We start from the raw sequence: 12,724 nt of genomic DNA, 5'->3' as shown, positions 1-12,724 counted from the left end.
ATTTAATCTTATTAAAACCTCATGGCAGGGGATTGCGCAATCGGTTGCATTACAGGCAATAAAAAATGAACATGTTCATCATTTTGGGTCTTCTGCATCGAACATCTTTATTATATATGATTTTACCGGATCAGCGCAACCGGTTTCACACAATATCCATAAACCGGTTGCAAGATTGGAATCTGCTGCATGTAAAACACTGCCGTTAACTGATTTCAAATGGCAGAATGATTTTACGCGGTGGCTCTTCGCCCCCTTTATTTTCCTTATCTGTAAAAAGCAGCTCGACAGCTGCAGAACCGAGATTTTCCGGAAATAAATTGATCGAATGAAACTGATGATTTGCCAATTGTAAAATAAAAGAATGATTAAAGCTTACAGCCGGTATGCTTTTGCCAGGATGGGCGCACTGCCAATGATGGTAAAATTCAAAACCGATCATGTCATCAGTCGCCATGATACTATCAATTTCCGGATGCTGCCGGATAAACTCCACCGTTATGCCGTCATTGTTTTCCTTTTGAAGACGGTAAATCAGTGGGGAAACGCCACGTCTTAAAATGGCTGCCTGGAAGCCTTCCCGCCTGCTGCGCTCATAAGGCCATTCATGGGAAGATTCGACAAAAACCGGGTGTTTCGCCCCTAAATGCCCGAGCAAGTATTCTGTTCCAGCAATACCAGCTTGATAATTATTATTGTCTACATAAAAATCATTTTTATCTTCAACCGGCTCGCCGATAATGACAAAGCGCAATGCCTTTTTTCGCAAGTATTCTGTTACCGGATCGCCTGCATAGGAATACAGTAAGATAAATCGCTTTACTTTCGCCTGTTCAACCATAGATTTCACGTTCTCAAAAACTTGTTCTGTGTGATCACCAATCGCAACTGACAGAACGTAGTGGCGAGGGGCCAGCTGTTTGTTGATGCCCCGTAAAATATCAATATAGAAAGGATTCCCCTGTACATTGTTTTCAGCTGCCGGAAATACAACCCCTACGACGTTTGCCTCACCAAGCGTTAAATTTTTGGCATTATAGTTCGGCATATAACCTTCCGCGGCTGCGATGGCTTGGATGCGCTGTCTTGTCTTTACGCTGATGCGCGGATTATTATTCAAAGCCCGTGAAGCAGTCGAAACGGAGACATTTGCTTTTTTCGCAATATCCCGAATGGTTGTCATCTAAATCACCTTTCTTCAGGAAAAATAACTGAATAATCGGATCGATGCAGAGCTCTTAGATAGATTTATTTTAAGCAATTATTCATAGAAATCATAGACTGAATACATGATTTTTAAATTATTTATTCATAGGGTAAGCAATGTCAGCCGACGCACAATTGACATCCAGGATCAGTTTCCCTTTGTTCTGCTTTTCTGCAGTAGAACCGGATTCACTGTGACTTTCCAAACCGGGGTTAGAAGGATGGTTTCCTTCATCATCATGATTGTCATGATCGCCATCTCCCCCCTCTATAAATACTAGCATCACTTAAACAGGGATATCATTGGTGAAATTTTGCTTATAAAGGATTCAGACGCCCAAGTTGGCACTCCGTCTTGCCGCAGAAGAAGGAATTTTAGTGGGGCATCCGGGGTGGCATCAGCTTATTTTGCTGTTAAAATGGCAAAGCGTCTCCCGAAGCATGCAAGAGATCTTTGTTTAGTACCCGATACTGGAGAACGTTATCTGTCCTCTGATCTGTTTCAGGGATAAGAAAGAAAAAATTTTTCATTTCATTAATTCATACAGCTGCTCCCCCATACGATATTTTACTCAATCTGTTGCTACCATGATTGTTGTTTCCATCCTATAAGCAATTATCGGTGTTTGGGAGGGTCTGACACTTAGTTTTTATACAAATTGGCCTGCAAGCTTCTTTATTACAGTCATAGAGGCTCTATTTTACTTTGGTGGATTATCATTTCAATTTTTTCAGCAACGATATTCTAAAAGGAGTTCTAACATTTAAATGCAAGCAAAAAGATCCTAACTCTAGTTTGAATTAGGACCTTTTGTGCATAAAATCCGAAAATTTTGCTATATTTTTTGCTTAATATAATCTTTTAATACTATTAAAATGAGACTTCCAATATGAATTACTTAGACTTTTAATGGAGACACCATCATTTGATGCAGAAATAAACTGATTATTCCCAAGATAAATTCCCACATCGGAAATGCCAGTTTTATAGGTATCTTCAAAGAAAACAAGATCCCCTGCCCGAGGATTGCTTACATTATAGGAACTGTTGTAATAACCTGCATCACTCCAAAAAATGGGGAAAATGATGAGGAGATCCGGTAATTACAACGACCCTATTGGACAGAATAATCCATAGAGCTGAAATTATTCACGGAAATGGTGACAATTATCGGATGAAGTACAGAACTTCTACTTTGCATAAAAAATGGCATAAAAAATGATTGATTGAAAACTGTAACATTTTACTTGACGCTTACAGAAACAAAGATAGCCGTACTTTTTCCAAAAACCGGTGAAAAATTTGAACACCATTCCTTGACATAGTATAGGTGGGTATGGTATATTGGGGGCGTGAAGGAGGCGGTGAGATGGAGGAATTGAAGATGGATTCCGAGAATGATGCTTCCGTTTGCCCTGCTCATACAAGTGAACGGAAAAGCCATCATTCTGAACAAGTCAAAAAGAACCTCATAAGCCGTTTAAACCGGATTGAAGGGCAGGTAAGAGGCGTAAAAGGCCTCATTGAAAAAGATACGTATTGCGATGATGTCATTACCCAAATTTCTGCCATCCAATCAGCTCTGAACAGTGTATCCAAAATCCTTCTTGAAGGCCACTTAAAAAATTGCGTGGTGGAACGGATCCAAGAAGGAGATATGGATGTTTTAGATGAGTTTTTAGTTACAATTCAAAAAACGATGAAAAAATAAAGGAGAGATCTTGAATGGAAAAAGTAACTTTAGACGTACAAGGAATGTCTTGTGAACACTGTGTGAGAGCCATCAAAGGCAGTGTCGGTGAATTAGCAGGAGTCAGCAAAGTAGATGTCCATTTATCCGAAGGAAAAGTTGACGTGGAATTCAATCCAAACGAAGTAACGCTTGAAAAAGTAAAAGAAACCATTGAAGATCAAGGTTATGAAGTAGCTTAATTTCATAGGAATGGAGCTGTGCTGAAAGGCACGCTCTCTTTTTTCAAAAAAATATACCTGTATAGGGTATAGGATATTGATAGGAGGGAATCATATGGCCGCAGAATTACAAGCAAAGCAGGCAAAAAATGCGGAAAAGAATATCACTTTTGGCATTACTGGCATGACATGTGCGGCATGCGCCAATCGGATTGAAAAAAACCTGTCCAAGGTAGAAGGCGTCAAAAAGGTAAATGTCAATCTGGCTACAGAAAAAGCTGCGATCCAATATGACCCGAAACAAGCCTCGATTGAAAGCATAATTGAAAAAGTGAAAAAAACAGGCTACGGTGTACAGGAAGAAAAAGCAAAGTTTGATATTATTGGCATGACATGCGCAGCCTGTGCCACAAGGGTTGAAAAGGGTTTAAATAAAGTGGATGGTGTCATCAAAGCGTCCGTTAATTTGGCAATGGAAACAGCAAATGTAGAATACATTCCCGGGCAAGTAAGTGTTGATCAGATGATCGCGGCTGTGAAGAAGGCCGGTTATGATGCAAAATTAAAAGGAGAGTGGAATGAAGACTACGAAAAAAATGCGCGTGAAAAAGCCTATAAAATACAGCGGAATAAATTTTTGATTGGAGCCATCATTTCCATTCCTTTCCTAATCCAAATGGTATCTGACCTTGTCATGCATTATGGCGGAGGATTTTCTTTTCACATGAATCCCTGGATTCAACTCATACTGGCAACGATCGTCCAATTTTTTGCAGGCGGCCATTATTACCGTGATGCTTATCATGCAGTGCGGGGCGGAAGCGCAAATATGGCGGTTCTCGTTGTACTCGGCACTTCTACTGCTTATTTATACAGTTTGATTATCACAGTACTTGGAACCGGACATGAATTGTATTTCGAAGCCTCTGTGATTGTCATCACCTTAATCATACTTGGAAAACTGCTGGAAACAAGGGCAAAAGGCCAGACATCGGACGCGATCAAAAAATTGATGGGCCTTCAAGCCAAAACAGCCCATGTCATCCGTAACGGACAGGAAGCAGATATTCCGATTGAAGAGGTTGTAGAAGGAGATATATTATTTGTGCGTGCCGGCGAAAAAATCCCGGTTGATGGCGTGATCCTTGAAGGAAGCTCCTCCGTTGATGAATCGATGCTTACAGGTGAGAGCATGCCGGTCAGCAAAAAACAGGGGGACCAAGTCATAGGTGCAACCTTGAATAAAAACGGTTCCTTTACCTTCAAAGCTACAAAAGTCGGGAAAGATACAGCCCTTGCGCAAATCGTCAAATTGGTGGAAGAAGCCCAAGGATCAAAAGCACCAATCCAGCACTTGGCGGATAAAATTTCCGGGATCTTTGTGCCGATTGTTATTTTGATTGCCCTTGCGACTTTCACAGTAACCTTTTTTGTAGCAGGGTTTACCCCGGCCTTAATCAGCATGGTTGCCGTATTGGTCATCGCTTGCCCATGTGCATTGGGTTTAGCGACACCGACCGCGGTCATGGTTGGTACCGGTAAAGGAGCAGAAAACGGCGTTTTAATCAAAGGTGCTGGACATCTTCAAAATGCCCAGCGTATCACAACCGTTGTCCTGGACAAAACAGGAACGATTACAAAAGGGCAGCCGGAAGTAACAGATATCATTTCGTTTGGCAACCTAAAAGAAGAGGAACTGCTGCAGATCGCAGCAACAGCAGAAAAAGGCTCTGAACATCCATTAGGTGAAGCGATTGTAAAAGGTGCGAAAGAAAAAGGCTTGGCTTTGAAAGAAGCCATTCACTTTCAAGCTGTACCAGGACACGGTATTCAGGTTGAGGTAGACGGCCGGCATGTGATGATCGGGAATAAGAAAATGATGCTGGATCACCAAATTGATATCCAAAATGCAGCAAGCAAAATGGAAAAACTGGAAAGCGAAGGGAAGACCGCGATGTATATCGCAATCGGCCAAACGCTTGAAGGGATTATTGCAGTGGCGGATACTGTAAAAGAAACATCTGCCGAAACCATCCGGCAGTTGAAAAAAATGCATATTGAAGTGGTCATGATTACAGGGGACAACCGTCGTACAGCGGAAGCCATTGCGAAACAAGTCGGCGTTGACAGGGTATTGGCAGAAGTATTGCCGGAAGATAAATCCAAAGAAGTGGAAAAACTGAAGAAAGACGGAAAAACTGTGGCAATGGTTGGGGACGGCATTAATGATGCGCCTGCCCTTGCAGCTGCAGACGTCGGTATTGCGATCGGAACAGGGACTGACGTTGCGATGGAAGCTGCAGATATTACCCTGATGAGTGGAGATCTTATCGGCATTGTCAATACGATTCGCTTATCAAAAGCTACGATGCGGAAAATACACCAAAACTTATTCTGGGCATTCGCTTATAATGTCGTATTAATTCCGGTTGCAGCGATTGGCTTGTTGAACCCGATTTTAGCAGGCGGCGCCATGGCCTTCAGCTCTGTATCTGTTGTCGGTAATACACTGTTCTTAAGAAAATGGAAACCTGTTCAAGCACATTAAGAGCAGTATAGAAACCTGTGGATGATTATAATGGATAATCATCCACAATTTTTTCTTCTTTATGCAAAGAAAACGTGAACTTTTATTTTATAAATACCTGTACTTTCTTAATTTGGGTTAATCTACCAATTGAAAAACAACATTTTGAAGCATTAAATCACCCTTTATACCTTGAAATACTTAAAACTATTTCTATATGTAACTGGCACTTTTTTTGTTTTAATAAAGGCAGTTCTACAATCAAATTAAAGTGAAACTGCCTTCTGTTGATATATCTGGTTGGTTTATTCTGAGTAGTTCACTTTTACAAGTCCTTTACGACTTCCTCATCCAGTATTGCCTTCCTCTTCTCCCAATCCGGCATCAGTGAAAAGAGCATTTGATAAAAATTGTCGCTATGGTCGTTGTATTTAAAATGAATAAGTTCATGCAGAACGACATAGTCAATACAGTATTTTGGTGCTTTAATGAGTTCAGAATTCAAAAGGACCATGTTTTTCTCCGTTAAAGCCGATCCCCAACGTGCTTTCATTAACCGAACATCAATACTTGGCTTCTCAACTCCGTACTTTTGTACCAATGGATACATCCTTTCAAGGGATTCATTAAATGTTAGTTGGGCTTTTTCTCGGTACCACTCATCCAGCAATTTTGCTTTTCGGCTTCGGTTTTCAGTATCCTTTACATACATGTAGATGAAGCCCCGAAAGTATTTCACGGTTTCTTCTTCCGTTGTCTTTTGCACCCGCAAGCGGTATTGCTTCCCCAAATATTTAAAGGTTTCTCCGCTGACATATTCCCTCTCACTCTGTTTTAAAGGCTGGACTTCTTTAAAATGCCCTACATTTTTTAGAATCCACGAGCCTTTTGATTTTACAAAGTCCGTAATAAATTCCAGCGGTACTCTGTCATTCGCCGTCACTTCAATCGTCATGTCCGGTTTGACGTGGAGATTTACGTTTTTCACCTTTTTCCGCTTTATGACGAAATCAATGGCTCTATTGGCGTATTCAATCTGATGTTTTTCCATGCTGCACCTGCCCTAGTAACGCCTTAAAGCGACGGTTTTAATTTGCTCAATGATTTTATCAATCGTATCAAAGTCGATATCCAAGCCGTACTTTTCCTTAAAATCAAAAAGGAGATCATCTAATTCCTGAGCAATTCTGTTGTGGATTTCCAGATTATCATGCCAATCCACTTTTTGGTGTTCCCTTATTATTTCATCCATTTGATAAGCCAGTTCACCGATCGAATTTGCATCGTAGCTTGCTGCTTCATCGGTTACTTCATTCAGGATGTCCTTTGTTACTCCATAAAAGGCCTGGGCATTGCGGTTTTCTCGGATGACTTTCGGATAACTTTCTGTCGATTGCCCGCTTTGATAGGCCTTCATAATATCTTTCATTCGATTCAAATACTCTGCCTCGGAAATTCGCTTGTCACGATACTCCTGAATGGCTTCTTCGATCCGCTCGGAAAACTTTTTATAATAAGCCGGGTTTTCGTCCCATTTTGTATGAATGCTCTTCGTCAACCGGGTGCGGATGGCATCAGCCTTTGCCCGCTTGGAGCCGAGCCGTTCGATTTCTTCTTCAAACGCCTTGGCATTCAGAATATCAACCGGATTGGTAATGCGAATGACTTCTTCGGCGGCAATGTAGTTGTCCATGAGTTTTTGCATCTTGGCTTCGTATTCTTTGTGATCAATCGTATCTGAATAACGCAGCTTCACGCTTTTTCGCAAGTCTTGGAAAAATTTGAAGTCCTTTTTGTACGTTTGTAATTCCTCCGGCGGCAGGGCGTTGTAAATTTTCTCAGACTCGAGGGCAATGGCTAAATTTCTGCCAAATTGACTTAAAACATGATAAAAGGTTTCTCTGCGTTCCTCATCTTCCAGCCACACTTCATACGCTTCCCGGTCATTTTTATTCTTAATTGGGGCAAAGATTTGCCGTAAATCGGAATGATGCTGCCGTAATGACCCGATGATACTGATCACATCGTAAATGGCTCCTTGTAAATCTTCCGGATCAAAGTTTTCCAGTCCCGCCCCGGAATACATCTGCATCGCCTGATCCAGCTTCTCCAAAAGGCCACGATAATCAATAATTAGTCCATAGTCTTTTCCTTCATAAAGGCGGTTAACCCGGGCGATCGCCTGCAAAAGCGTATGTTCTTTCAACGGCTTGTCGACGTAAAGCACGGTGGCCCGGGGAGCATCAAAGCCCGTCAACAATTTATCAACGACAATCAACAGATCCAACTCATCCCCGTTCACAAATTCATCTTTGATGGCATCTTCATATTTTTCCGCTGTACCGTAGCGATTCATCATTCGTTTCCAGAAACGCTGAAATTAAAGGTCCATTTTTGCTTCAAAGCTTTGGACACCTCGTATCATACCAAGGAGGCTCTTTTTTGTGCAAACCTCAAATTTCCTTCATTACAGGAATGCTTCTTTTTTCCTTCATATACCAACTTAATATCAGCCGGAACCAACTCTTTTACTATGAAGAAGAAGAAAGAAACAGCTACACCACAGTAGATACTGACTTTTTAGCAGAGGGAAAGACTTAAAAACAGATAAACGCCAACTTTTTTACATGGATGTTTCTGCTTACCTTAAATATCCAAAAGTTGACGGTATAAGTTGTCCATGCTTTGCTGGGTAAATTGTCCACTAATGTGATTTAATAAACGAGCTGTTCATTATGGTGAAAATACATAGTTTTGCAGAACGGTTTTTCCGTAGCAACTTTATATGGAGTGGCGGGCATGATAACCAATTTTGGTGAAGCCAATCCTAGAAGGTTCTGGCTTCCTGGCTAGAGAAGCATGCCCGCAGATGCTCCATGTCAAGTTGCTTATATACACTTTAGCAATGCAAAACTATGTATTTTCCCGTACTATTTTAAGAACGGTCCACATAGTGCAAAGTCGAAAATCGTTGTCCAATTCGAACTCTAAAATACTCCCATTTGGACAACCTTAGCATCAATGCTAATTTTAGGGTGAAAATTATTAAAAGCTGGACATTTTATCAAATCAAAAAATCATTTGAAATCGCAGGATGCCAGTGATTGGACACCTTCACCGTCAAAACACGGCATTTTGCACCGTCAACTTTTGGACAATATAGCTTAGTAGTAACAGTTACCTATTATTGAAGATGATGTTTACGGTGATTTATGGTTTGATGAAAAACCGCCTCCTTGAAAGCTAATGATGACCAAGGTCTGGTTCTCTATATTGGTAGCATGTCTAAAACTCTTGGGCCCGGTCTCCGAATTGGCTGGATTGTCGGACCGGAACCTGTCATTGATCGACTGGCAGATATTAAAATGCAGACTGACTACGGTTCCAGTTCCTTATCACAGTACGTAGTCGCAGAGTGCCTGTCCAGTGGGTTTTATGACGTGTACATAAGAGAAATCAGGATGGAATTAAAATTGCGTAGGGATTGTACGCTTGAACTCCTAAATAAACATTTTAAAGAAATCGCCACTTGGAATTTACCTGCAGGCGGCTTTTATATATGGCTTACGCTTAAAAAGCAAGTATCTATGCAAAAATTGTTTCAATCTGCCCTCCGTGAAGGAATTTTATTGAACCTCGGGAACATTTATGACAGCATTGACCATTCCCATATTCGTCTGTCAGATTCATATTCTACATTTTATCAATTGGAAAAAGGACTGAAAAATTGTCAGAGATCATAGGGAGTATGGATCAAGTTTAGATTAAACTAATGAACCGATAACCAATTCCTACTACTTGCTGGATAAGCGATTGAAGAAAAGTGAGCAAAAGAAAAACTGACCCCATTTTGAATCCATTCTGAGTTTATATTGAAATTAACCGGAACTAAATGTGATCCGGATGACTCAATTCTTCTACAGAATTAGCTCAATTCCCTGCCGAGCTATTACCGGCTATTTAGAAGGGGGACTGAAATCGTTAGGTAGATAACTGAATGTATCTCACATAGAAAAAGACTTTGGGCTAATCCAAGTCTTTTTCCTTATATTTTCTTTTTATCGAAGTTAATGTTGATAAAAACAAGAGTTATCATTTCACTTCAGTAGAAAGCAAACTGTAAGAATACGAATCATAAAAGTTGCCATTTACATAAGTCCAATGGCGTAAAATACCCTCTCTTATGAAGTTGAACTTCTCCAACAATTTCCATGAAGGAATGTTTTCCAAGAATACATATGCCGAAACTCTTTCTAAGTTCCACTCTCTAAAGACTTCTTCCAAAAATAGTTCTAACATTTCAGATGCTAAGCCTTTTCTCTGATATTCAGGTGACACAATATAATCAATTTCTGCCCGTCTATTCCTTGCATTATATCTTTTCAAAGTGATGATCCCAACAAAGTCTTCTTTATCTTTTAAATAAGCTGCATATCTAACTCCGGTTCCTTCTTCTTTCATATGTATATTTTGTTTTATAACTTCTAATACTTCCTGTTTACTTTTTGCAGGCGTTCTTCCAAAGAATTTCATCACTTCCTGGTCTGAATATAACCTGAATAAGCCATCCAGGTCTTTTCCTGAAATATTTTTTAAAATTATTCGATTGCTTGATATTAAGGACAATATTTTTCCCTCCAACTTAAATTAAATCTTTTTTGAATTTTACCATATTTTTCTCCTTAAAACTTTTATTTAGACTTAAAAAGCCGGATACATGTTGGATGCAGCTTGATTGTGTGTATCTTGCTATTGAGTTGGGCTGACAGTAATCCAGATATAGGCATGTTCTTCTGCTGAAGCAGAGCAAAGAACTATATCCAATCTTCTATACACCAAATCGTTTTCATTTTAGTATCTATCCGGACTTTTTTGCCGATTGCAATAGGGTGCATGGGATGTGTATGACACATATCAACTTCAGCCAATATTGGAATGTTTTTTCCATCCAGTTGTTCCAGTAAAAGGTCAATTGGTCTTCTCCCTGTCCCTAAATCATCAAAACGCTCATATTTTCCAAGTATAATCGCCGCAATTTTTTCAAAAATACCATGCAGTTTCAACATCGCAAAATTCTTTTCCACGATCGAGGCATTTTTCATACTATCCTCGATTAATAAAATATCGCCTTTATGAATTGTTGGAAAGTATTCAGTCCCAATGAAGCCATACATTGCGTTATTATTGCCGCCCACTAACCGTCCTTCTGCAATTCCGTCATTAAACCCAAGCCATTCATTTGAATAAAAGGTTTTTTCTCGTGTTTTTTCTAACCAGTTAACAGGTTCATCCGACCAAAACTCAGCCATTGGGATTTTATATGGTAATTCCTGTTCTTCACAAAAATAAGATTCAAAAAATTGGTATGTCATATTGACTAAAGGTTCAAATTCCCCAAAGGAAGGTACTAACGCTGGTCCATAATATGTAGGTATACCTGTCTTCGCATACAAAGCCAGTAAGATTGCTGTAGCATCAGAATAACCAACAACGAGTTTGGGATTTGTGCGGAACGCTTCGTAGTCAATATAAGGAAGTAGACTATTTGAATTGGTTCCGCCAATCATTGACATAATCATTTTGATTGAGGGATCTCGTAACAATTCATTTAATTCTTCAGCTCTTGCTTTAGGTGTTCCTGAACGATAACCTTCAATCTGATTTGTTAAACTCCCCTCCACTATTTGAAAGCCTTTTGACTCAAGAAATGCTTTTCCACGCTCATATCTAACTTTTGCTGTAACGGAAGCTGGAGAAGATGGTGTAAAAATACCAATCTTATCGCCTTTTTGCAGTTTCCTCATAACGTTTTTTCCTTTCAATATCTCTAATGCCACATCTAATTCATTTAGTATAAATATAATTATACAAGACTTTCCATTCAAAATGTTCTTTATTCATCTTCATTTTTCGCTACGAAGTCTCCTGTAAATGGTTTAATCAAACGTTTGGTTGAAAAAGCGACCAGTATGCTTTCCAACTTGCATTGCTGCTGTTGTTGAAAGTTTCTCTACCCCTCCCCATTTTCAATTTCTTAGAATTACGGTCTCAGCTACAAGAAATCAACTAAGTCACAGTTTTAGATCTTCCTCTTCTTTTTTCTTCTTTCTCTCTTTTTCTTTCCTCTACTATATTCAACTGCTAAAAAGTCGGTTCCCGCCCAAATCCCCCCCTCACCCCCACTCCCCCAAGGCTCCAATCCCATTTCTATGCCTCAAGGCAATGTTAAAAAGTTGGTTCCTAAAACACCTGATTTTTTACCAGAAATTAGGAGGCTATGTTGTACGGAATAGTCTGGAAATGTTAAAAAGTTCTTCCTTGAACGGAACAGAAAAAAGACGGGAAACAATGTCGGAGAAAAAGAAAAAAGATTGGGAAAATCCTTTGGATTTTTAAACAGGGGACATAGATGAAGAAAGATTGAAGAACGCTTGAACCCTTGCCGGAAAAGGGCTTGAGGCAGATTGGGCAAAAGAAAAACTGGACCCGAATTGGATCCAGCTTGAGTTTGATTGCCCGTGAATTGGGACTAAAAGTGACCCGGAAATAGCCATTTTCTCCCGCTGAATTGGCCGGATTCCCTACCGGTTGGGTACCGACTTTTTAGCATGGAAACCATTTATTTTGGCAGGAAAATATCTCATTAGATCCCCATTTCCCATTGATTAATCCGTTGTTTTATTCAATAAGTTCATGCGATAATCAAGATAAAACCAACTTGAAAGGCGATGATGATGTGCAAAGTGATGGCAGAAATGAACCAAAGGTCAATTATAATACTGAGTTTATTGATTTACAGACAGTTGCCGACTATTATGATATAGATGGTGAAACCGTAAAAAACTGGATAAGGGAAAATCAGATTTCCGGAAAACAACTGAAATCAGGCGAATACTTAGTATCAAAAGAAGAATTTGAATACCTTAAAAAGAAAAGGGATCAAGATGATACACAAAAAGACATTCATGAACTATTAGGTGATGATTATTCTGATGATTGGGAAGTGGAATTCGAAGAATAAAATATCGCTGAAAATGCAATGTTTTTATATTCCCACCTACACACTTTCCGCTTTCAAT

The 12,724-nt window shown here is 39.7% G+C and carries 10 protein-coding genes and 3 pseudogenes; 7 read left to right on the top strand and 6 right to left on the bottom strand.

What is annotated here, in order from left to right; all coding sequences use genetic code 11:
- Positions 1-205 precede the first annotated feature (205 nt).
- Positions 206-1,183, bottom strand: coding sequence for a LacI family DNA-binding transcriptional regulator (locus BpJC4_RS06485; protein WP_151681639.1), 978 nt, complete (start codon positions 1,181-1,183; stop codon positions 206-208).
- 310 nt (positions 1,184-1,493) lie between these two features.
- Here BpJC4_RS06485 and BpJC4_RS17085 point away from each other — a divergent pair.
- Positions 1,494-1,718, top strand: a pseudogene (locus tag BpJC4_RS17085) (cysteine synthase A); the annotation flags it as partial.
- 337 nt (positions 1,719-2,055) lie between these two features.
- On the opposite strand, the pseudogene BpJC4_RS06475 reads toward BpJC4_RS17085, so the two are convergent.
- A pseudogene (locus BpJC4_RS06475) lies at positions 2,056-2,268 on the bottom strand (C40 family peptidase); the annotation flags it as partial.
- A 41-nt stretch (positions 2,269-2,309) separates the two neighbouring features.
- Between BpJC4_RS06475 and BpJC4_RS16525 the strand changes: the two are divergent.
- The 4 genes from BpJC4_RS16525 to BpJC4_RS06460 all read left to right on the top strand — a co-directional run bounded on the left by BpJC4_RS16525 (position 2,310) and on the right by BpJC4_RS06460 (position 5,666).
- Positions 2,310-2,429, top strand: a complete 120-nt coding sequence (locus tag BpJC4_RS16525) for an ATP-binding protein (RefSeq protein ID WP_259370063.1) — start codon at positions 2,310-2,312, stop codon at positions 2,427-2,429.
- Between the two features lie 147 nt (positions 2,430-2,576).
- Positions 2,577-2,918 carry a metal-sensitive transcriptional regulator gene (locus BpJC4_RS06470; RefSeq protein ID WP_151681640.1) on the top strand — a complete coding sequence of 114 codons (342 nt, stop codon included), beginning with the start codon at positions 2,577-2,579 and terminating at the stop codon, positions 2,916-2,918.
- Between the two features lie 14 nt (positions 2,919-2,932).
- Entirely contained in the window at positions 2,933-3,139 is a 207-nt protein-coding gene (copZ, locus tag BpJC4_RS06465) for a copper chaperone CopZ (RefSeq protein ID WP_151681641.1), read from the top strand.
- 94 nt (positions 3,140-3,233) lie between these two features.
- Positions 3,234-5,666: a heavy metal translocating P-type ATPase gene (locus tag BpJC4_RS06460; RefSeq protein ID WP_151697677.1), complete on the top strand. Its 2,433-nt coding sequence runs from the start codon at positions 3,234-3,236 to the stop codon at positions 5,664-5,666.
- A gap of 304 nt (positions 5,667-5,970) precedes the next feature.
- On the opposite strand, the gene BpJC4_RS06455 is transcribed toward BpJC4_RS06460, so the two are convergent.
- The gene (locus tag BpJC4_RS06455) at positions 5,971-6,696 is read right to left on the bottom strand and encodes a M48 family metallopeptidase (RefSeq protein WP_151697676.1); all 726 of its coding nucleotides are present in this window, start codon (positions 6,694-6,696) and stop codon (positions 5,971-5,973) included.
- A 12-nt stretch (positions 6,697-6,708) separates the two neighbouring features.
- The gene (locus tag BpJC4_RS06450) at positions 6,709-8,001 is read right to left on the bottom strand and encodes a type I restriction enzyme subunit R domain-containing protein (RefSeq protein WP_253724296.1); all 1,293 of its coding nucleotides are present in this window, start codon (positions 7,999-8,001) and stop codon (positions 6,709-6,711) included.
- Positions 8,002-8,819: 818 nt separating this feature from the next.
- On the opposite strand from BpJC4_RS06450, the pseudogene BpJC4_RS06445 reads away from it, so the two are divergent.
- Positions 8,820-9,408: pseudogene (locus tag BpJC4_RS06445) on the top strand (aminotransferase-like domain-containing protein); the annotation flags it as partial.
- Positions 9,409-9,737: 329 nt separating this feature from the next.
- On the opposite strand, the gene BpJC4_RS06440 reads toward BpJC4_RS06445, so the two are convergent.
- Complete coding sequence (locus BpJC4_RS06440; protein WP_151681644.1) at positions 9,738-10,271, bottom strand: GNAT family N-acetyltransferase; 534 nt, start codon at positions 10,269-10,271, stop codon at positions 9,738-9,740.
- 188 nt (positions 10,272-10,459) lie between these two features.
- Complete coding sequence (locus BpJC4_RS06435) at positions 10,460-11,449, bottom strand: S66 family peptidase (protein WP_151681645.1); 990 nt, start codon at positions 11,447-11,449, stop codon at positions 10,460-10,462.
- 914 nt (positions 11,450-12,363) lie between these two features.
- On the opposite strand from BpJC4_RS06435, the gene BpJC4_RS06430 reads away from it, so the two are divergent.
- Positions 12,364-12,666 carry a helix-turn-helix domain-containing protein gene (locus BpJC4_RS06430; RefSeq protein WP_253693940.1) on the top strand — a complete coding sequence of 101 codons (303 nt, stop codon included), beginning with the start codon at positions 12,364-12,366 and terminating at the stop codon, positions 12,664-12,666.
- Positions 12,667-12,724: the final 58 nt, after the last annotated feature.

This window comes from Weizmannia acidilactici (assembly GCF_008974185.1).
Lineage (GTDB): Bacteria > Bacillota > Bacilli > Bacillales > Bacillaceae_C > Weizmannia > Weizmannia acidilactici.
This window is presented reverse-complemented; position numbering and strand designations above follow the sequence as displayed.